Raw genomic sequence first — 19,568 nt, forward strand, 5'->3', positions numbered from 1 at the left:
GTGTTCAGAGCGGGCGCACCTGTTCGGCCTGCGGGCCCTTCTGGCCCTGCCCCGGCTCGTACTCGACGGCCTGTCCCTCGTCGAGCGTGCGGTAGCCGTCGTTCTGGATCGCGCTGAAGTGGACGAAGAGGTCCTGACCGCCCGAGTCGGGGGTGATGAACCCGAACCCCTTCTCGGCGTTGAACCACTTGACGGTGCCCTGAGCCATGGAAGGTCTCCTCGTGTGCGGCGCGTGCGTGCCGCGGGTCGCCCGCGAGCGACCACCGCCCTCGGTGCCTCCGAGCCTAGCCCGCGGGCTGCACCCCGTCACCGGTACGCGCGATGCGGTCCCTGTGAGGACGTGCAGGAAGGGGACGGCACCGTGGACCTGGGCGCGACGATCCGCGACGGATCAGGGAGCGACGGTCAGCGCCGACTTCACGACCACGAGGACGTCACCCTCACGGATGTCCACCTGCGTGACCTGCTCGGCCGGGATGCCCAGGACCGCAGCGACGGCGAGCGCCGTCTCCTTGCGGTCCGCGGCGTACCAGATCGAGTTGACGGTGACACCCGAGTCACCGGGGTAGGGCGCGAACTCGACCTTGGTGAACCCCTTGGCGTCCAGGGCCGCCTTGCCGACGCGGGACTCGCCCTCGGGTCCCTTGTCGTTGAGGACGCGGACGAACGCTCCCTTGTCGGCGGCTGCCAGCAGGGCGTCGACGTCGGTCGCGGGGTCCGCGGGCTCCTCGACCGGGGTCTCCTCGGTCACGGGCTCTTCCTCGACCGGGGTCTCCTCGGTCGCGGGGTCCCCCGCAGCAGGGTCCTCGGCGGGGACCGATGCTGCCGGCGGCTTGGCGCCGGCCTCGGGCGCCCCTCCGCCGAACCCGCCGGAGACCGCGTAGACGCCGCCGATCCCGACCACGGCGAAGATCCCCGCGACGAGCAGGAACGGCCACGTCTTGCTCCAGCCGCTGCGCGGAGCACGGAACACGCCGACGGGCGCGCCCTCGGGCGCGGGGACGTCGAACTCGTCAGGCGCGTAGGGGTAATCGCTCTTGCTCACGCCGACAGGGTAGCCCGTCTCACCCGGCAGGTTAAACGTCGCCGAGTCGGCGGGCGGAGCGAGCACGCTGACGCGTGGACCGCATCCGGCGCAGACGCTTGACGAGCATGGGGTCGTGAGCGAGAGCCTCTGGGGAGTCGATCAGGGCGTTGAGCGCCTGGTAGTAGCGCGTCGCCGTCATGTCGAAGAGCTCGCGGACCGCCTGCTCCTTGGCGCCCGCGTACTTCCACCACTGACGCTCGAACGCGAGGATCTGCTGGTCGCGCTCGGAGAGGCCGGAGCCGGTCCCCGTCTCGGCCTCGTCCAGGGAGGCAGCGACGAGGTGCTCCGTGTCGGCGAACGCTTCGCTCATGGGCAGTTCCTCACTCGTCGGGGCGTCCGGCACCGGCGAGCGGCGGGGACCTGGGCACCTCCAGCCTACGCGCGAACGACAGGGGTGTCATTCAACGGCTCGCGTACTCTCGCCGCGTGAACAGCTCCGCGACGCCCGTCCCTGCCGACTCCCTCGACCACCCCACGGCCGCCGTCCCGCAACGACCGCTCGCCGAGATCATGGCCCCCGACTGGGCGGCCGCCCTGGCCTCCGTCGAGCCGCAGCTGCGCGCCGTGGGCGACTTCCTCCGCGCGGAGACCGCGGCCGGGCGCCCCTACCAGCCTGCGCCGGCGGACATCCTGCGGGCCTTCCAGCGACCGCTCGCCGACGTACGGGTCCTGATCGTCGGCCAGGACCCCTACCCCACGCCCGGCCACGCCATGGGCCTGTCGTTCTCCGTCCAGCCGCACGTGCGTCCCGTGCCGCGCTCGCTCCAGAACATCTACGCCGAGATGGCGACCGACCTGGGCTCCCCGACGCCCGCGCACGGCGACCTGTCCGCATGGAGCGACCAGGGCGTCATGCTGCTCAACAGGGTCCTGACGGTCGGCGACGGTGACGCCGGCTCGCACCGTCGCAAGGGGTGGGAGCCCGTCACCGAGGCCGCGATCCGCGCGCTCGTGGCGCGCGACCGCCCGCTCGTCGCGATCCTCTGGGGACGCGACGCCGCGACGCTCAAGCCACTCCTGGGCAGCACGCCCGTGGTCGAGAGCGCGCACCCCAGCCCGCTCTCGGCCCGCCGCGGCTTCTTCGGGTCCCGGCCGTTCTCGCGCGTCGACGAGCTGCTCGTCGCCCAGGGCGCGGCGCCCGTCGACTGGACGCTGCCCGCGGCCTGAGGTGCGGCACCTGACCGGGCCGGGTGGCGCCGTCGGGCAGGAAAGTCACGCGACGCACGGCGCCCGTTGTCACACAATGGACCGGTGACCACCTCGCACCCGGACGATGAGAACACGCCCCGATGGGCCAGCTACGTCGCGATCGGCGACTCGTTCACGGAAGGACTCTGGGACCCCTACCCGAACGACCCGGACCGCCAGCGCGGCTGGGCCGACCTCCTCGCAGGGCACCTGTCGACGCGACGCAGCGCCGCGGGCCAGGCCCCGCTCCAGTACGCCAACCTCGCGATCCGCGGTCGGCTCCTGCGCTCGATCCTGACCGAGCAGGTGCCGGCCGCGATCGCGCTCAAGCCCGACCTGGTGAGCCTCATCGGTGGCGGCAACGACATCCTGCGCCCCGCGGCCGACATCGACCGTCTGGCCCGCAACCTCGAGCACGCGGTGGCCCGGCTGCGCGCCGAGGGCATCGACGTCCTCCTGGGCACGGGCTTCGACACGTCGGGGTCGCCCCTCGTGGGGCTCACGCGCGGTCGGGTAGGCGTCTACAACACCCACATCTGGTCGATCGCGCGCCGCCACGGCGCGCACGTCCTGGACCTGTGGGGCATGGCGTCGCTCCACGACTGGCGCATGTGGTCCGAGGACCGCATCCACCTGACCCCGGACGGGCACCGTCGCGTCGCGCAGGCCGCGCTCGTGGGCCTGGGCCAGGCGCCCGACGACGCCGCGTGGGACGACCCGTTGTCTCCCCTCCCGCCGGTCCCGCTCCTCGACCGGGCCCGGCAGAACGCCGAGTGGGTGCGGGTGCACGTATACCCGTGGGCGACGCGGCGGCTCCGGGGCCAGTCCTCGGGCGACCTGCGCGAGCCCAAGGTGCCGGTGCTGACGCCCGTGCAGTCGCAGTAGAGGCGCCCCGGGACAGCACCTGGCTAGGACAAGACGAAGGCCGGCGTCCCGCAGCACGTGCTGCGGGACGCCGGCCTTCGTCGCTCCTGACGGAGCCGCCTGTCGGGTTCGAACCGACGACCTTTCGCTTACAAGGCGAGTGCTCTACCAGCTGAGCTAAGGCGGCACGCCACCCGAGGGCAGCCGCACCCTGAGGTGCGCGAACAGCCTACCGGGTGTCGGGCGTGCGGCCGTCGTCCGTCCCATCAGCACTCAGGACGACGGCCGCGCGCTCGGCGGGGAGGGATCAGCCCTTGGCTGCCTCGACCGCGGCCTGGAGCGCCGTCGGGTCGCTCCAGTTGCCGTCCCAGCGCTCACCGTCGATCGTGATGGTCGGCGTGCCGAAGCCACCGCTCTGCGGGTTGGCGAGGTCCGGGTTCTGCGTCGCGAGGTTGGTCGCGCCCTCGACCCAGTCGCCGAACTCGTCGACCGCGTCCCCCGCGGCGATCTTGTCGGCCACGTCGGCCGGGACGCCCGCGGTCTTGGCGATCTCGGCGATCTGCTGGTCGGTCAGCGTCTCCTTGTTCTCCTCGGGCTGGTTGACGAACATCGCCGAGTTGAACGCGTTGAGCTGCTCGGGAGCGTGCTCGGCGACGTAGGCGGCGGCAGCGGCCGAGCGCGTCGAGAACTGCTGGGCGTTGGCCATGCGGTCGAGGATCGCCACGGGGTGCAGCACGACGTTCACGTCGCCGGCCTCGCGCAGCTGGTCGAGCGAGGCGCCGTTGATCTCCTCGAACTGCCCGCAGATGGGGCACATGTAGTCGAAGTACACGCCGACGTCGACCGCGCCGTCGGTGCTGGTGCCGGCCACGCCGTCGGCACCGATCGAGATACCGGCCGTGTCGTTCGCGGTGCCGGGCGCGGTGACGCCCGTGAGCGGCTCGGTGACGCGGGCCTCCTTCTGGTTCATCGCGGGGATGAACACCCAGAGGAAGGCACCGATGAGGACCGCGAGGCCGCCGACGAGGGCGCCGATCGTGATCGCTCGGTTGCGCTTGTCGCGCTTGGCCTGTGCCTCGCGCAGCGCGAGGGCCTCGGCACGGGCCGCGTCGCGGCGGTCGGCCTTGGTCTGACGGGGTTCGTTCGTCGACATGAGAGTCCTTGGAAGTCGTGGTGGCGCGGCGCTCCGGGACGGGGCCGCACTGGTCGCGGGGGATGCGGTCCGTGCCGCGCGCGCCGGGGTGCGGGTGGCACCGGGTCGCGCGGCGGTGACGAGTCGGGTGACGAGTCGTCAGGCGGCCGCGAGCGCGGTCGGTGGCCCGCGCAGCGACCGCACCGCGGCGAGCGCGAGATGGTGCAGGACCTTGGTGGCCGAGCGGACGACCTGACGGCACGCGTGGGCGACAGGGGCGAGCGGGCGGTGCAGCAGCGCCGCGAGGTTCCTGGGGCGCAGGACGCCGACGAACCGGTCACGGACGCGCAGGGCGACGGCGGCGAGGCCGCAGCCAGCGAGCAGGAGCGCGAGGTGCGCCAGCAGCACGGGCAGGGCGAGCACGCCGACGACCGTCACGACCCGCGTGGGGTCTCCCCCCAGGGCGGCGGTGCCGGCCGGGCACTCGGCGGTCTCTCGCAGGAGGGCCAGGTGGACGCCGGCGACGCCCCAGCCCCCGGGCGCGGGCAGGCACTGGTGGACGACGCTGAAGCCGCGGTCCGCGAGGAGCGACAGGGTCCCGACGACGAGCAGGAACCCGGCGACGACGAGCGAGGTCACGGCGGAGAACCGGCGGACCGAGGCCTCCGCGGAGGTCCCGTGGACGGACCGCGCGCGCACGACCGCACGGACCGCAGCGCGTGGCGCGGTCTCGTTCGGGGGCGTTCCGGGCGACGCACCATGTGGTGCGCCCGGTGCGGACGTCCTGGTCACGGGGTCAGCGTACTCGGACAGTCTGGGAGTTTCCGGTGAAGCAGCAGGATCAGATGCTCGGGGGTGGTCCGGGGAACGGCGCCCACTCGATGGGCGCTCCGTCGCCGAGCGAGAAGAGCACGATCGCGGCGAGCGCGAGGCCCACCACGACGAGGACGATCGCCCCCACCCTCCCCGGCGCGACGTGCACGAGGGTCGTGCGTGCCCCGAAGCGCGTCAGCGCGGAGAGCGGGCCGAACCACGCGAGGAGCACCGCGACCGCCATCGCGAGGCACAGGACCACGGTGAAGACCCAGTCCTCGTTCGCCCCGCCCGCTGACCGCGCCTCGACCGTCTGCAGAGGGGCGAGGACGACCATCCCGGGCGCGAGGATCCACCACGACCCGACCGCGACGAGCAACCCTCCGCACCCGGCGACGAGCAGCGACGGCAGCGCACCGACGGCAGCCCGCAGCGCGTACCAGGGCACGGCGACCGCGACCCGGACGCCGTCGCTGCGCTGGACGCCCTTGCGCTCGCGGTGCGCGTGGAACGAGTCGGCGGCCACGCCCACGACGCGCGCGGCGACCACGAGCAGGCACAGGAGCACGAACGCGACCCCGGGGTGACTGCCCGCGAGCAGGACGAGCGGGAGCCCGAGCGCGAGCAGAGTCCCGCTCCGGTGCCGGTGGGACGGGCGGGCGTACCCGTCGGCGGGCGCTGCCACGACGGGCTGGCCGAACGCGTCGAACAGCGGGTCGCGCCCGGGCGGCGCGGCGACCTGCCCCGGGGCCGGCTGGCCGCGATCTGCACGAGCGGCAGCCCCGGCGGGTCGGCCCGGCTGCGGCGGGTAGGGAGTCGTCGCGGGCGGGGGCACGGCGTACCCGGGCGGAGGGACCGGGGCTCGTCCCGGCGCTGCGGCGGGGACCGGGCCCTGGAGCTGGACCGGCGAGACGCGCGGGACCACCGAGGGCGGCGGCTGCGGCGCCGGCACGGGTGCACCCGACGGGACCGCGGGCATCGCGACCGTCCGCCCGTCGTTGGCGAGGACCTGCGTCGCCGCGAGCGGCGGGATCGAGGGAGCACCGGGGACCGGGACCGCCGAACGGGTCACGGACACCACGCTCGTCGGCATGACGTCGACGACCGACGCGGGGAGCGCCACGGTGGCAGCAGCACCCGCACCCGCACCTACGCCCGCGACCTTCGTCGCAGCGGGGAGGGTCGGGGTGGCGGCCGCCGCGCTGCCGGCGGCCGCGAGCGTCGCGGCGAGGGCCCCGGCCGCCACTGCGCCGACCCCCTGCCCGCTGAAGGTCGGCGGGACGATCGCGGTCGCTCCCGTGGCGGGTGACGCCGTCGGGCCGTCCCCCTCGTCCGCGGCGCGCCGCAGGACCTCCGCGACCTCCGACGGCCCCAGGCGCCGCGCAGGGTCGGCCCGGAGGGCCGCCGCGAGCGCACCAGCGGTCCGCAGGCCGAGCCCCGCCAGGTCGGCCTCGCCCGTGCGGGCGCGCGCCAGGACGGCCTCGACCGGGCGCATGCCGAACGGCGGGCGGCCCGTGGCGGCGAAGGCCAGGACGGCCGACCATCCCCACCAGTCGCTGTTGGCGCTCGGTGCGGCCCCTTCGAGGAGCTCGGGGGCCAGGTAGCCGGGCGTACCCATGACCAGGCCGGTCGACGTCGCACGGGCCTCGTCGAGGCCGTGCGCGATGCCGAAGTCGATGAGCACCGGGCCGTTCTGGGTCACCAGGACGTTGCTCGGCTTGAGGTCGCGGTGCACCACACCCGCGCTGTGGACGGCCTCGAGCGCCTCGGCGAGCTGGTCCGCGAGCTCGAACAGGTCGCGCGCGTCGAGCGGTCCCCCCGTCGCGATCTCCTCCTCGAGGTTGGGGCCGTCGACGAGCTCGGTGACGATGAAGGCGTCCGAGCCGTCGAGCTCGACGTCGAGGATCTGCGCGACCGCCGGGTGCCGCAGCCGTTGGAGCGCGACGGCCTCGCGGCGCAGGCGGTCCCGGCCCTGGGCGTCGACGTCGAGGTGCGCGTGCAGGAACTTCATCGCGACGAGGTTCCCGCCGCCGTCCTCGGCCTCGTAGACCGCGCCCATGGCGCCGGCGCCGAGCCGCGCGAGGATGCGGTACCCCCCGACCTCGCTGCCCGCCGGCAGCCCGCCACGGCGCGCGGTGCCGTTGCTCCGCGCCGGGTCGACAGATCTGCTGCTGGCCTCCTCCATGGTGTCAAGGTATCGACAAAACGCGCCCGTGCCCTGCTCTCCCGTGAGCAGGTGAGACGCGGCACAGATAACCTGGGTGGAGATTCACGGACGTCCAACCGAATATCAAGGAGATCTCCATTGACTGGCAAAGACGGCTACGACCTCGTCGTGGTGTCCAACCGGCTCCCGGTCGACTTCACGGTCGACCACGAGGGACGCGTCGACTGGAAGCGCTCCCCCGGAGGACTCGTCACGGCTCTCGAGCCCGTCATGCAGAAGTCGGACGGTGCCTGGGTGGGCTGGTCCGGCGCGCCTGACCTCGAGGTCGAGCCCTTCGACGCGGACGACATGCGGCTCGTGCCCGTGACGCTCTCCGCGACCGAGATCGAGCGCTACTACGAGGGCTTCTCGAACGACACGCTGTGGCCGCTCTACCACGACGTGATCGCTCCCCCGGCATTCCACCGGCAGTGGTGGGACGCCTACCGGCGCGTCAACCAGCGCTTCGCCGACGCCGCAGCGGCCCAGGCCGACCATGGCGCGACCGTCTGGGTGCACGACTACCAGCTCCAGCTCGTGCCCCGCATGCTGCGCGAGCAGCGACCCGACCTGCGGATCGGCTTCTTCAACCACATCCCCTTCCCCCCGCTCGAGCTGTTCCAGCAGCTCCCGTGGCGCCGCCAGGTCATCGACGGGCTCCTGGGTGCGGACCTCATCGGCTTCCAGCGCGCGGGCGACGCGTCGAACTTCATCCGGGCCGTGCGCCGGCTGACCGGGTACACGACCCGGGGGCCCATCGTCACGACCCCCGCGACCGAGGACAGCCCCGCCCGCCACGTGCGCGCCGCGGCCTTCCCCATCTCGATCGACTCGCACACGTTCGACGAGCTCGCCCGGACCCCCGAGGTCCAGGCCCGCTCGCGCGAGATCCGCGCCGACCTGGGCGACCCCGAGGTCATGATGCTCGGGGTCGACCGGCTCGACTACACCAAGGGCATCCGGCACCGGATCAAGGCCTACGGCGAGATCCTCCAGGACGGGCGCATCGACGTCGAGCACGTGACGCTCGTCCAGGTCGCGAGCCCCAGCCGCGAGAACGTGGGCGCCTACCAGGAGCTGCGCGAGCAGGTCGAGGGCCTCGTGGGGCGCATCAACGGCGAGTACGCGGAGATCGGCCACGCCGCGATCCACTACCTCCACCACTCGTACCCGCCCGAGGAGATGGCCGCGCTCTACCTCGCGGCCGACGTCATGCTCGTCACCTCGCTGCGGGACGGCATGAACCTCGTGGCCAAGGAGTACATCGCGGCCCGCTCGGACGACCAGGGCGTGCTCGTGCTGTCGGAGTTCACGGGCGCGGCCGACGAGCTCGCGAGCGGCGCGCTGCTCGTCAACCCGCACGACATCGACGGCATGAAGGACATCATCGTCGCCGCGGCCCACATGGACCCCCGCGAGCAGCGCAAGCGGATGCGCCGGCTGCGTCGACGCGTCCTCGCGGACGACGTCTCGAAGTGGTCCGAGTCCTTCCTCGGCGTGCTGCAGGCCATGCCGTCGCGTGACACGCCCCGCCGCCAGGAACCGGCCGAGGGAGAGGGCGCGTGACGGCGTCGGGCCCCGGGACCTCGCTCGACGGCGGGCTCGAGCGCGACCTCGCCGCGTTCGCGGCGCTCGCCCCCCGCACGCCCGACGGCGGCGCGCCGGCGGGCGGGCCCCTGCTCGTGGCGAGCGACTTCGACGGGGTGCTCGCCCCCCTGGGCGACGACCCGCTCGCGTCGCGCCCCACCCCGGCGTCGGCGGCCGCGCTCGCCCGGCTCGCGACGCTCGGCCCGGACCGCGTGCGCGTCGCGCTCGTGTCGGGCCGCCGGATCGAGGACCTCGCGCGCCTGGCCTCGCCGCCCGTGGGGGCGCTGCTCGTCGGGAGCCACGGCGCCGAGACGGGCGAGGTGCTGGCTCCTGCCCCCGAGGGCGGTCCGGCCGACGGTCCTGGTGTTGCCGACGGTCCTGGTGTTGCCGGCGGGGCCGACGGCGCCGGCGCCGGCGACGCCCCCGGTGCGCAGAGCCAGGTCCGCGCGGACGGGACCACGGCCCGCGTCCGCCTCGTGCCCGTCGCGCTCGACGACGCCCAGAGCACCCTGCTGGACCGCGTCACGCAGGAGCTCGAGGAGATCGCGGCCCCCGTCGAGGGCGCCTGGGTCGAGCACAAGCCCTCCGCCGCGGTGCTGCACACCCGCCTGTCCCCCCAGCCCGCGGCCGACGAGGCCTCGGCAGCCGCCGCGCGGCTCGGCGACGAGCTGGGCGCGCACGCCATGACGGGGAAGAACGTCGTCGAGATCGCGGTCACGAGCACCTCGAAGGGCATCGCGCTCGACGCGCTGCGCACGAGCCTGGGGTCCCCGGCGGTGCTCTACCTGGGCGACGACGTGACCGACGAGAGGGCGTTCGCCGTGCTCAGCGCGTCCGACCTCGGGATCAAGGTCGGCCCCGGTGAGACGCTCGCACGCCGGCGCGTCGCCGATCCCGCCGAGGCGGCCCGCGCACTCACGGCGCTCGCCGACCTGCTGGGAGCCTGAGGACCGTTACCCGGACGTGACCGGGGTGTGACGGAGAACTCAGCGGGCGGGGGTAGGATGCCGAGCAACGATGACGTCGGACCCCCAGGTCCCCGGGTGACCGGAATCCCTGGAGGTTCGACTTCTTCTGTGTCACAGCAGACACGCACCACGTGAAAGCGCGGCACGTCACTACACAACGGATCGTCCGGCACGTACCTGCCGGTGGAGGGATGTACCCATCATGGCTACGGTCACTTTCGACCACGCAACGCGGCTCTACCCGGGGACCGAGCGCCCTGCGGTGGACCAGCTCAACCTGCACATCGAGGACGGCGAGTTCCTCGTCCTCGTCGGCCCCTCGGGTTGTGGCAAGTCGACCTCGCTCCGCATGCTCGCGGGCCTCGAGGACGTCAACGGCGGGCACATCTTCATCGGTGACCGCGACGTCACCGACGTGCAGCCCAAGGACCGCGACATCGCGATGGTGTTCCAGAACTACGCGCTGTACCCGCACATGTCCGTCGCGGACAACATGGGCTTCGCGCTGAAGATCGCCGGCACGCCCAAGGCGGACATCCGCCAGCGCGTCGAGGAGGCTGCGAAGATCCTCGACCTGTCCGAGTACCTGGACCGCAAGCCGAAGGCCCTCTCGGGTGGTCAGCGCCAGCGTGTCGCCATGGGCCGCGCGATCGTCCGCCAGCCGCAGGTCTTCCTCATGGACGAGCCGCTGTCGAACCTCGACGCCAAGCTCCGTGTCCAGACCCGTACGCAGATCGCGTCGCTCCAGCGCCGCCTCGGTGTCACGACCGTCTACGTCACGCACGACCAGACCGAGGCCCTCACCATGGGCGACCGCATCGCGGTCCTCAAGGACGGCCTCCTGCAGCAGGTCGGCACGCCGCGCGACATGTACGACACCCCGGCCAACGTGTTCGTCGCCGGCTTCATCGGCTCCCCCGCCATGAACCTCGCGACCTTCACCGTGAACAACGGTGCAGCCGAGGTCGGCGCGGCGCGCATCCCGCTCGACCGCGAGGTCGTCGCCAAGATCACCGAGGCCGACAAGGGCAAGGTCACGGTCGGCTTCCGCCCCGAGTCCCTCGAGGTCACCACGCAGGCGAACGAGAACGCGTTCGCCGTCGAGGTCAACATCGTCGAGGAGCTCGGCTCCGACGCGTTCGTCTACGGCACCCTCAAGGGTGACCTGGCCAGCGCCGACGTCCACTCGGGTGCTGGTGACAACCAGATCATCGTCCGCGTCGACCCGCGCAACGTGCCCGCCAAGGGCGAGCGCATCCACGTGGCGATCCGCCCGGGCAACACGCACATCTTCTCGACCGCGACGGGCCTGCGTCTCAGCTGACCTCTAGCGACACGGGGGCGGGCTCGGCTGTGTGCCGGGTCCGCCCCTTTCGCATATCCTTCCCCGTGGCTGCGGAACGTCCGCAGCCGTGACCGACGACGGGTGCGGACCCGCGGCGACCTGCCGCACGGCGCGCACCGCAGTCCGCCGAGCCACCCCGCGCGACCGGCCACCGCGGAGAAAGGACCTGTCATGGTGCAGAACCTGCAGATCACCGCGTCAGCCCCCGACCCAGCCCTGCTCGACCTCCCCTGGGACATCCCGCTCGAGCAGTGGCCCGACGAGGTGCTCGCAGCCCTCCCCCGCGGTATCTCCCGCCACATCGTGCGCTTCGTGCGCATGTCCGGGCGCGTCATCGCGATCAAGGAGATCGGCGAGTCCGTCGCGTACCGCGAGTACGAGCTCCTGCGCCAGCTCAGCCGCATGGACGTGCCGAGCGTCGTGCCCGTCGGGGTCATCACGGGCCGCTCCGACGCGAACGGCGAGCGCCTCGAGGCCGTGCTCATCACCGAGCACCTGCAGTTCTCGCTGCCCTACCGCGCGCTCTTCAGCCAGGCCCTCCAGCCCGACACCGCGACCCGGCTCATCGACGCCCTCGCCGTACTGCTCGTGCGGCTGCACCTCATCGGCTTCTACTGGGGCGACGTTTCGCTGTCCAACACGCTCTTCCGACGCGACGCCGAGACCTTCGCGGCCTACCTCGTCGACGCGGAGACGGGCGACCTGCACCGCGAGCTGAGCCCGGGCCAGCGCAGCTACGACGTGGACCTCGCGCGGACCAACATCATCGGCGAGCTCATGGACCTCTCGGCGGGCGAGCTCCTCGACGAGGACATCGACGAGATCCTCGTGGGCGACGCGCTCGTCGCACGGTACAACGAGCTCTGGGACGCCCTCACGAACGCCGAGTCGTTCGCGTCCGACGAGCGGTGGCGCGTCGCGGCCCGCATCGAACGCCTCAACAACCTGGGGTTCGACGTCGGCGAGCTGGACATCACGACCGACATCGACGGGACCACGGTCCAGATCCAGCCCAAGGTCGTCGACGCCGGGCACCACTCGCGCCGCCTCATCCGGCTCACGGGGCTGGACGTGCAGGAGAACCAGGCGCGCCGGCTCCTCAACGACCTCGACTCCTACCGCGCGGCGGCCGAGCGGCAGAACGACGACGAGGAGTTCGTCGCCCACGACTGGCTCAGCGGCGTGTTCGAGCCCACGATCCAGGCCGTGCCGCGCGACCTGCGGCGCAAGCTGCAGCCTGCTCAGCTCTTCCACGAGATCCTCGACCACCGCTGGTTCATCTCCGAGAAGGCCGGGCGCGACATCCCCATGCCCGAGGCCACGGCGTCCTACGTGGAGAACGTGCTGCGGCACCGGCCCGACGAGAAGGCGATCCTGGGCCTGGCCCCGGGCGAGGTCGACCAGCAGGAGTGACGCTCACCGGGGCGAAGGTCTCGACGGCCGGGGCTCCGGGGATCAGGGGCGTGTCGCGGCTGCCGGCACGGCGTCCTGGCGTCGGTAGCGCTCACCCACGAGGGCCGTACCGAGCGCGATGACCCCGGGCACCACGAGGGCAACCTCGAGCCCCGCGCGCAGCACGAGAGCCCCTGTCGCCGCGCCCGCACCGAGCGCGAGGACCGCGGACACCCGGCGGACCCAGGCCTCCCGGCCCTGGCTGCCCTGGAAGTAGTCGGCGGCCAGTCCCGTGAGCGTCGAGGTGACCACGGTCGTCGTGAGGTCCTTGACCGACAGGTGCCGTGCGGTCGCTGCCTGGGTGCCCATCGACAGCCCGAGCACCGCCACGATCACGAGCAGGTGCCATCCCCGGGGTTCCCCGACCAGGGCGGCCGCGACGGACGCGGCGAGCACGCCCACACCGACCCCCGCGAACAGACCGGTGGTCGTCCGGTGCCAACCGGCCGGGTGGTTGCGGAACGCGTACCCGGCGATCCCTGCTCCCCCGACGTACGCCACGAGGGCGACGAGCGGGCCGGCCGTGGGGACGTCCTGCCCACCGGCCAGTCCCATCCCGAGGATGAGCACGTTGCCGGTCATGTTGGCCGTGAAGACCTGGTCGAGGGCCAGGTAGCAGATGCCGTCGATGATGCCCGTCGAGAACGTCAGGACGAGGAGCAGCACCCGGTAGTGCCGGTGCACGGGGTGAGGGTCCATGCCGCGAGCATGCCCCGGGAGACCACGGGGCGCACCCGCAGGCCGCAGTGCCGCGGGCCGCAGTGCCGCGGGCCTCGCGTACCCGCCCACGCCCCTGGACCGCAGGATCCGACCAGCCCAGGAAGCGCACAGGGCGCCCCGCGGGCCGCCTGGAGGCGGTCTGCGGGGCGCCCTGGGGCACGTGACGGTGCGGAGGCTCAGTCCTCGGCGGCGCGCAGGCGCGCGACCTCGTACAGCGAGATGCCGGCTGCGACGCCTGCGTTGAGCGACTCGACGTCCGAGAGGATCGGGATCGAGGCGACGACGTCGCACGTCTCGCGCACGAGGCGCGAGAGGCCCTTGCCCTCGGAGCCGACGACGAGCACGAGCGGGTCCTTGCCGAACGCGAGCTCGCCCACGGCGACGGGGCCGCCGCCGTCGAGCCCGACGATGAAGCAGCCCGCGGCCTTGTACTCGGTGAGCGTGCGCACGAGGTTGGTCGCACGGGCCACGGGCACGCGCGCCGCCGCCCCGGCGGACACCTTCCAGGCCGAGGCCGTGACGCCGGCCGCGCGCCGCTCGGGCACCAGGACGCCGTGCGCGCCGAACGCGCCCGCAGAACGCAGGACGGCGCCGAGGTTGCGCGGGTCGGTCACGCCGTCGAGCGCGACGATGAGCGGGGGCTCGCCCGCCTCGTGCGCGCGGTCGAGGAGGTCCTCGGGGTCGGCATAGTCGTAGGGCGGGACCTGGATCGCGACGCCCTGGTGGACCGAGCCGTCGGTCATGCGGTCGAGCTCGGCCTTGGTGACCTCGAGGAGGTTGTACCCGCGCCCGGAGGCGATGTTCAGGATCTCCTTGGTGCGGTCGTCGGCCTCGAGGCGCGTCGCGATGTAGACCGCGGAGACCGGGATGTACGCACGGAGGGCCTCGAGCACCGCGTTGCGGCCGTTGACGACCTCGTTGGCGCTGCTCGAGCGGGTCGTGCGCGAGGGCGTGCGACCGCTCGGGCGGCCACCACGGGCTGCGCTCTTGGCGTCGTGCGAGCGGGGACCCGTCGAGGTGGCCTCGCGGCGCTCGGCCGCGACCTTGGCCTTGTGCGCCTTGTGGTAGGTGCGGTCCTCGGCCTTGGGCGTCGGGCCACGGCCCTCGAGCGAGCGACGGTTCTTGCCGCCCGTGCCGGCGACGGCGCCCTTCTTGTTGCTGCTGCGGGTCGCGCCGCGTCGTTGTGAGTTTCCAGCCATGGGTCTGCCCCGTCGGTCGATGTGAATTGAGTGAAGTTGTCGGTGGCGGACCCCGCGCCCCGGTGGGCGCCGTCCGGCCGTCGGGCCAGGGCTCCTGGTCAGGTGCCCTGGCGTGCAGCGAGGGACCAGCGGGCCCCGTCGCTGGAGTCCTCCACGACGACCCCGGCGGCCGCGAGGCGGTCCCGGATCGCGTCGGAGGTGGCGAAGTCGCGTGCCGCCCGTGCCTGGGCGCGGGCGTCGAGCTCGGCGGTCACGACCGCGTCGAGCGCGTGGCGGTACCGGGTGTCCCCGGCGTCGGCCCACTGCTCGCCCGCGGGGTCCAGCCCCAGCACGTCGAGCATCGCGCGGAGCGAGACGAGGTGGTGACGGGCGACCGTGTCGGCGGCCGGCGACCGGTCGGCGAGCGCAGAGTTGCCCGCCCGCAGGTGCTCGTGGACCACGGCGAGCGCGGCCGGCACGTTGAGGTCGTCGTCCATGGCCGTCACGAACGCGGTCGGGAGCTCGGCCTCGCGCACGTCCGCGACGTCGACCTCGCCCACGCGCTCGCTCGCTCGCTGGACGAACCCGCTGAGCCGCTCCCACGTGGCCTCCGCCTCGGTCACGGTGTCCTGCGTCCACTCGAGCATCGACCGGTACTGGACCGCGGCGAGCGCGTAGCGCAGCACGGCCGGGCTGGTCGTGGAGAGCACCTCGCGCACGAGCAGCCCGTTGCCGAGCGACTTGCTCATCTTGGCGCCGCCCTGGGTGACCCAGGCCGAGTGCAACCAGTACTGGGCGAAACCGTCGCCGGCCGCGCGGGACTGCGCCTGCTCGTTCTCGTGGTGCGGGAACCGCAGGTCCAGGCCGCCGCCGTGGATGTCGAACGTGCTCCCCAGGTACCGGTGGGCCATGGCCGAGCACTCGAGGTGCCAGCCGGGCCGTCCGCGCCCGAACGGGGTGTCCCACGAGGCCGTGGCGGGTTCGCCGGGCTTGGGGGCCTTCCAGAGCGCGAAGTCGCGCGGGTCGCGCTTGAGGGAGTCCTCGACCGGGTCCGCCGGGGCGGGGGCGAGGTCCTCGAGGCGCTGGTTCGTGAGCGAGCCGTAGTCCGCCCACGAGCGGACGTCGAACCACACGTCGCCGGGTCCGGTCGTGTAGGCGTGCCCCGAGTCGACGAGGCGCTGCATGAGCTCGACCATGTCCGGCACGTGCCCCGTGGCGCGGGGCTCGTAGGTCGGAGGTGTCACACCCAGCGCGTCGTAGGCCGCGGTGAAGGCGCGCTCGTTGATCGCGGCCCACGCCCACCAGGGCTCGCCCGCGTCCACGGACTTGGCGAGGATCTTGTCGTCGATGTCCGTGACGTTGCGGATGAGGGTCACGCGCGAGCCCGTGCGACGCAGCCAGCGCACCAGGACGTCGAACGCGACGGCCGAGCGCATGTGGCCGATGTGCGGCGCCGACTGGACCGTCGCCCCACACAGGTAGATGCCGACCTCACCCTGGTTCTGGGGGATGAAGTCGCGCACGTCCCGCGTCGCGGTGTCGAACAGTCGAAGGCTCACGCCCGCAAGGTTACCGGGGTGCACCCCTCCCGGCAGAACCCGCCCCGGCGGGGGCGGCGCATCCGTGCGCGTCTTCACCCGCGCGAGCGGGTCGCGCAGGCCCGTCCGGCGAGCCGAGGACCCTGCCGGGCCCTCGCGCGACGGCGGCGCGGCTTCGGTCAGTCGCGCCAGTGGACCTTGGTCGGGGTCACGCGCACGACCACGCGGCGGTTGTCGGTGCCGTCGTCGCCCGTGTAGCGCTCGGCTCCCGTGTACTTCTGCGCGAGCGCGTGGATGAGCGAGGCCGAGGGGTCCTCCTCGATCGCGGCCTCGCCGCGCACCTCGAGGTACTGGTACGGGGCGTCACGCGGGTAGACGAGCACGCTCAGGCGGGGGTCACGCCGCAGGTTGTCGGTCTTGCGGCGGCCGTGGATCGTCGAGAACACGATGTCCTCGCCGTCGCGCGCGACCCACACGACCGAGGTCTGCGGGCTGCCGTCGGCCTCGAGCGTGGCGACGGTGGCGAACTCGGGGGCGTCGAGGAGCGCCTTGGCGGCATCGGGGAGGCTCGTCATGCCGTGCTCAATCGCGCGGGGACCGCGCGTATTCCCGTCAGCGCCCACCTTCTCAGCAGGTGGGACGTCCACCAGGCCCGACGGCGGCGCTACCCGAAGTTCTTGCCCTCGCCCCGGTAGGTGGGGACCTCCTCGACGACCTGGTCGCCGCGCACGAGCTGCACGCGGTCGAAGCGCTCCATGAGCTCGCCCGCCTTGGCGTGGCGGAACCAGACGCGGTCGCCCACCGCGAGCTCGCGCGCGTCGCGGCGGCCCCGGGCGACGTGCAGGGGCGTCTGGACCTCGCCGACGCCCTCGGACGACGTGAGCCGCCACCCGGGCTCGACGACCCGGGGCACGCGCGCGGCCCCGGCGGGCCCCGAGGCCACGTACCCGCCCGCGAACGCGGTCGCGTAGCCGGGCGCGGGGACGCGCACGACGTCGAGCCCGAAGTACGCCGAGGGGTGCGGCACGAACGAGCGGTACCCGTCGAACAGGCCGGGCACGAACAGGCCCGAGCCGGACGTCACCTCGGTCACGACGGGGTCGGCGGCGGACGTCTCGAGCGAGCCGGTCCCCCCGGAGTTCACGAGCTCGAGCTCGTGCCCGACGGCGTCGCGCACGGCCGCGATGACCTCGCCCCGGCGCGTGGACAGGTCGGCGACCGAGGCCTTCTTGACGAGCCGCACCGCGGGGCTCGTGTCGGGCAGCCCCGCGACCTGCGCCTCGTAGAACATCAGGCCGCGCACGCGCAGCCCGGGCACCGTCCCGATCGCGTGCGCGAGCGCAGCGGCCTCCGCGGGGGTGTGGACGGGTGAGCGGCGGGTCCCGAGGTGGACCGTGAAGGGTCCGACCCCCAGCCGCAGCGAGGCGTCGATGTCGAGGCACAGCAGGACGGGAGGGGTGCCTGCCTCGGCTGCGCCCTCGGACCTGCTCTCCGCAGCGTCCGCTCCTCGGTGCCCGGAGAGGGCGGTCGCCACGAGCGCGACCTGCGCGACGTCGTCGACCATGAGCGTGATCTCCCGGCGCGCGGCCGGGTCCGCCGCGAGCTCCGCGAGCGCCCGGCGGTCGACCGTCGGGTACGCGACGAGCACGTCGCGTGCGCCCTGCTCGACGAGCCACAGCGCCTCGGCCAGCGAGTACGCCATGATCCCCGCGAAGCCGAGCCGACCTGCTCGCTCGACGAGCGAGCGCACGCGCACGGACTTGGACGCGAGGCGCACGGGCACTCCCCCGGCACGTGCCAGGAGCTCGCGGGCGTTGGCGTCGAACACGTCGAGGTCGACGACCGCGACCGGGCCCGGGACGCGCTCGGTCGCTGCGGACAGCCGGTCGCCCAGCGTGCGCGTCTCCTCCGACGAACCGGAGGATCGGGACCTATCGGTCGCACCTTCGGCGTGGGACCGGGCGGGCGGGTCCTGCGTGCTGCTCTGCACGGGCGTCGACGTCATGGTAGGAAACCTACCCCTCGTGAGATAGTGCCGGGTGTGACGAGCCAGCAGGCTCCCGGTTCATGGACGAACTGGGCGCGAAACCAGACCGCTGATCCCCTGCGCCGCGCTGCCCCGCGCGACACCGACGAGCTCGCGCAGACCGTGCGCAGAGCCGCGGACGACGGCCTGCACGTCCGGGCCGTCGGCGCCGGACACTCGTTCACGGGAGCCGCAGTCACCGACGGGCTCCTGCTGAGCCTCGACCACCTGCAGACGGTCGAGGACGTGACCCGCACCGAGACCGGCGCGCGCGTGACCGTGGGTGCGGGCATCCGCCTGCACCGGCTCAACGAGGTCCTGGCGTCGGCGGGGCTCGCGATGCGCAACCTCGGCGACATCGACCGCCAGTCGATCGCGGGCGCGATCTCGACCGGCACGCACGGCACGGGCGCCTCGCTCGGCGGTCTCGCGACCCAGGTGCGCGGGGTGCGCGTGGTCGGGGCCGACGGTTCGGTCACCGAGGCCACGCCCGAGCAGGATCCCGACCTGTTCGAGGCGAGCCGCCTGGGCCTCGGCTCGACGGGCGTGCTCGCGGCCGTGACGCTCGACGTCGTCCCGGCGTTCCACCTGCGGGCCCAGGAGGAGCCCTGGCCGCTCGACCGGGTCCTCGAGGAGCTGAGCACCGCCTCGGGCGGTCGCGGGGGCGGCTCGGACGCCGAAGGGCTCGAGAACGCGCACGACCACTTCGAGTTCTACTGGTTCCCGCACACGCGCCGCGCGCTCACCAAGCGCAACGACCGCCTGGGGCCCGACGACGAGGCCTCGGCCTCCTTGCGCACGGCTCGCGGGGAGCGGCCGGGCGCCGTGACCCGGGCGCGCGCCTGGGTCGACGAGGAGCTGCTGTCCAACGGGGCGTTCGAGGTCATCAACCGGCTCGCGACGGCCGTCCCGCGCGCCACGCCTCGCATCAACGCGCTCTCGGCACGTGCTCTCGCCCCCCGCACGTACGTCGCGCCCTCGCACGAGGTGTTCGTCTCGCCGCGTCGCGTGCGCTTCCGCGAGATGGAGTACGCGGTGCCGCGCGCCGAGCTCGTGAACGTGCTCGAGGAGATCGACGCCTGGGTCAGGGCCTCGGGCGAGAACGTCCCGTTCCCGGTCGAGGTCCGGTTCGCCGCCGCGGACGACGTGTGGCTGTCCACGGCCCACGGCCGCGAGAGCGCCTACGTCGCGGTCCACCAGTACCTCCGCCTCCCGCACGAGCGCTACTTCGAGGGCGTCGAGAAGATCGTCGCGGGCGTGGGCGGGCGACCGCACTGGGGCAAGCTCCACACGCTGGGCGCCGAGGACCTCGCGGAGCGCTACCCACGCTTCGAGGACTTCCGCCGGGTCCGCGCCCAGGCCGACCCGGGCGGCGTGTTCGCGAACCCGTACACGGACCAGGTGTTCGGGCCGCGCTGACGGCGCGCGTCGCGCACGGGACGTGGGCCGCCCGGGGCGAGCGGC

18 protein-coding genes and 1 tRNA gene are annotated in these 19,568 nt (G+C 73.3%); 7 read left to right on the forward strand and 12 right to left on the reverse strand.

Annotation, left to right across the window (positions count from 1 at the left end; all coding sequences use genetic code 11):
• Window positions 1–4: 4 nt before the first annotated feature.
• From ACIPWA_RS07220 to ACIPWA_RS07230, 3 genes are all read right to left on the reverse strand, one after another.
• The gene (locus tag ACIPWA_RS07220; protein WP_056645298.1) at window positions 5–208 is read right to left on the reverse strand and encodes a cold-shock protein; all 204 of its coding nucleotides are present in this window, start codon (window positions 206–208) and stop codon (window positions 5–7) included.
• Between the two features lie 183 nt (window positions 209–391).
• Window positions 392–1,045 (reverse strand): LytR C-terminal domain-containing protein, encoded by a 654-nt coding sequence (locus ACIPWA_RS07225; protein ID WP_400289159.1) that lies wholly within the window; start codon window positions 1,043–1,045, stop codon window positions 392–394.
• A gap of 31 nt (window positions 1,046–1,076) precedes the next feature.
• Window positions 1,077–1,397 (reverse strand): DUF3263 domain-containing protein, encoded by a 321-nt coding sequence (locus tag ACIPWA_RS07230; protein WP_400289161.1) that lies wholly within the window; start codon window positions 1,395–1,397, stop codon window positions 1,077–1,079.
• 116 nt (window positions 1,398–1,513) lie between these two features.
• Here ACIPWA_RS07230 and ACIPWA_RS07235 point away from each other — a divergent pair, with 116 nt between their 5' ends.
• Both ACIPWA_RS07235 and ACIPWA_RS07240 read left to right on the forward strand, forming a co-directional pair.
• Window positions 1,514–2,254 carry a uracil-DNA glycosylase gene (locus ACIPWA_RS07235; protein ID WP_400289164.1) on the forward strand — a complete coding sequence of 247 codons (741 nt, stop codon included), beginning with the start codon at window positions 1,514–1,516 and terminating at the stop codon, window positions 2,252–2,254.
• An 84-nt stretch (window positions 2,255–2,338) separates the two neighbouring features.
• Window positions 2,339–3,160 carry an SGNH/GDSL hydrolase family protein gene (locus ACIPWA_RS07240; RefSeq protein WP_056645288.1) on the forward strand — a complete coding sequence of 274 codons (822 nt, stop codon included), beginning with the start codon at window positions 2,339–2,341 and terminating at the stop codon, window positions 3,158–3,160.
• Between the two features lie 93 nt (window positions 3,161–3,253).
• On the opposite strand, the gene ACIPWA_RS07245 is transcribed toward ACIPWA_RS07240, so the two are convergent.
• The 4 genes from ACIPWA_RS07245 to ACIPWA_RS07260 form a co-directional block, all read right to left on the reverse strand.
• Window positions 3,254–3,326, reverse strand: a tRNA-Thr gene (locus ACIPWA_RS07245).
• Between the two features lie 120 nt (window positions 3,327–3,446).
• Window positions 3,447–4,292 (reverse strand): DsbA family protein, encoded by an 846-nt coding sequence (locus ACIPWA_RS07250; RefSeq protein ID WP_400289167.1) that lies wholly within the window; start codon window positions 4,290–4,292, stop codon window positions 3,447–3,449.
• Between the two features lie 138 nt (window positions 4,293–4,430).
• The gene (locus ACIPWA_RS07255) at window positions 4,431–5,063 is read right to left on the reverse strand and encodes a hypothetical protein (RefSeq protein WP_400289169.1); all 633 of its coding nucleotides are present in this window, start codon (window positions 5,061–5,063) and stop codon (window positions 4,431–4,433) included.
• 49 nt (window positions 5,064–5,112) lie between these two features.
• Window positions 5,113–7,269, reverse strand: coding sequence for a protein kinase domain-containing protein (locus ACIPWA_RS07260; RefSeq protein WP_400289171.1), 2,157 nt, complete (start codon window positions 7,267–7,269; stop codon window positions 5,113–5,115).
• A 120-nt stretch (window positions 7,270–7,389) separates the two neighbouring features.
• Here ACIPWA_RS07260 and otsA point away from each other — a divergent pair, with 120 nt between their 5' ends.
• The 4 genes from otsA (at window position 7,390) to ACIPWA_RS07280 (ending at window position 12,603) form a co-directional block, all read left to right on the forward strand.
• The gene (otsA, locus tag ACIPWA_RS07265; protein WP_068626829.1) at window positions 7,390–8,856 is read left to right on the forward strand and encodes an alpha,alpha-trehalose-phosphate synthase (UDP-forming); all 1,467 of its coding nucleotides are present in this window, start codon (window positions 7,390–7,392) and stop codon (window positions 8,854–8,856) included.
• On the forward strand, window positions 8,853–9,824 hold the full coding sequence (locus tag ACIPWA_RS07270) for a trehalose-phosphatase (RefSeq protein ID WP_400289174.1): 972 nt from the start codon (window positions 8,853–8,855) through the stop codon (window positions 9,822–9,824). The genes otsA and ACIPWA_RS07270 overlap by 4 nt, the downstream gene beginning before the upstream one ends.
• A 223-nt stretch (window positions 9,825–10,047) precedes the next feature.
• Window positions 10,048–11,169: an ABC transporter ATP-binding protein gene (locus tag ACIPWA_RS07275; RefSeq protein ID WP_056645275.1), complete on the forward strand. Its 1,122-nt coding sequence runs from the start codon at window positions 10,048–10,050 to the stop codon at window positions 11,167–11,169.
• A 192-nt stretch (window positions 11,170–11,361) separates the two neighbouring features.
• Entirely contained in the window at window positions 11,362–12,603 is a 1,242-nt protein-coding gene (locus ACIPWA_RS07280) for a DUF4032 domain-containing protein (protein WP_056645273.1), read from the forward strand.
• Window positions 12,604–12,645: 42 nt separating this feature from the next.
• Here ACIPWA_RS07280 and ACIPWA_RS07285 read toward each other — a convergent pair whose 3' ends face one another.
• The 5 genes from ACIPWA_RS07285 to ACIPWA_RS07305 all read right to left on the reverse strand — a co-directional run bounded on the left by ACIPWA_RS07285 (window position 12,646) and on the right by ACIPWA_RS07305 (window position 18,083).
• Window positions 12,646–13,341, reverse strand: a complete 696-nt coding sequence (locus tag ACIPWA_RS07285; protein ID WP_056645270.1) for a YoaK family protein — start codon at window positions 13,339–13,341, stop codon at window positions 12,646–12,648.
• A 197-nt stretch (window positions 13,342–13,538) separates the two neighbouring features.
• A complete protein-coding gene (gene rlmB, locus ACIPWA_RS07290; RefSeq protein ID WP_056645268.1) occupies window positions 13,539–14,561 on the reverse strand; it encodes a 23S rRNA (guanosine(2251)-2'-O)-methyltransferase RlmB in 1,023 nt (340 codons plus the stop codon).
• A 98-nt stretch (window positions 14,562–14,659) separates the two neighbouring features.
• Window positions 14,660–16,099: a cysteine--tRNA ligase gene (gene cysS / locus ACIPWA_RS07295; protein ID WP_068708562.1), complete on the reverse strand. Its 1,440-nt coding sequence runs from the start codon at window positions 16,097–16,099 to the stop codon at window positions 14,660–14,662.
• 158 nt (window positions 16,100–16,257) lie between these two features.
• Entirely contained in the window at window positions 16,258–16,653 is a 396-nt protein-coding gene (locus ACIPWA_RS07300; protein ID WP_068708564.1) for a PPOX class F420-dependent oxidoreductase, read from the reverse strand.
• 89 nt (window positions 16,654–16,742) lie between these two features.
• Window positions 16,743–18,083 carry a type III PLP-dependent enzyme domain-containing protein gene (locus ACIPWA_RS07305; protein ID WP_400289179.1) on the reverse strand — a complete coding sequence of 447 codons (1,341 nt, stop codon included), beginning with the start codon at window positions 18,081–18,083 and terminating at the stop codon, window positions 16,743–16,745.
• A gap of 36 nt (window positions 18,084–18,119) precedes the next feature.
• Between ACIPWA_RS07305 and ACIPWA_RS07310 the strand changes: the two genes are divergently transcribed.
• Window positions 18,120–19,523: a D-arabinono-1,4-lactone oxidase gene (locus ACIPWA_RS07310; RefSeq protein WP_068626837.1), complete on the forward strand. Its 1,404-nt coding sequence runs from the start codon at window positions 18,120–18,122 to the stop codon at window positions 19,521–19,523.
• Window positions 19,524–19,568: the final 45 nt, after the last annotated feature.

This window comes from Oerskovia enterophila (genome assembly GCF_044748475.1).
Lineage (GTDB): Bacteria > Actinomycetota > Actinomycetes > Actinomycetales > Cellulomonadaceae > Oerskovia > Oerskovia enterophila.

Coding starts and splice junctions, on each gene's coding strand:
- rlmB (WP_056645268.1), bottom strand. CDS start 14,561: ATGGCTGGAAACTCACAACGACGCGGCGCGACCCGCAGCAGCAACAAG.
- ACIPWA_RS07305 (WP_400289179.1), bottom strand. CDS start 18,083: ATGACGTCGACGCCCGTGCAGAGCAGCACGCAGGACCCGCCCGCCCGG.
- ACIPWA_RS07220 (WP_056645298.1), bottom strand. CDS start 208: ATGGCTCAGGGCACCGTCAAGTGGTTCAACGCCGAGAAGGGGTTCGGG.
- ACIPWA_RS07230 (WP_400289161.1), bottom strand. CDS start 1,397: ATGAGCGAAGCGTTCGCCGACACGGAGCACCTCGTCGCTGCCTCCCTG.
- ACIPWA_RS07250 (WP_400289167.1), bottom strand. CDS start 4,292: ATGTCGACGAACGAACCCCGTCAGACCAAGGCCGACCGCCGCGACGCG.
- ACIPWA_RS07300 (WP_068708564.1), bottom strand. CDS start 16,653: ATGACGAGCCTCCCCGATGCCGCCAAGGCGCTCCTCGACGCCCCCGAG.
- ACIPWA_RS07275 (WP_056645275.1), top strand. CDS start 10,048: ATGGCTACGGTCACTTTCGACCACGCAACGCGGCTCTACCCGGGGACC.
- ACIPWA_RS07285 (WP_056645270.1), bottom strand. CDS start 13,341: ATGGACCCTCACCCCGTGCACCGGCACTACCGGGTGCTGCTCCTCGTC.
- ACIPWA_RS07260 (WP_400289171.1), bottom strand. CDS start 7,269: ATGGAGGAGGCCAGCAGCAGATCTGTCGACCCGGCGCGGAGCAACGGC.
- ACIPWA_RS07280 (WP_056645273.1), top strand. CDS start 11,362: ATGGTGCAGAACCTGCAGATCACCGCGTCAGCCCCCGACCCAGCCCTG.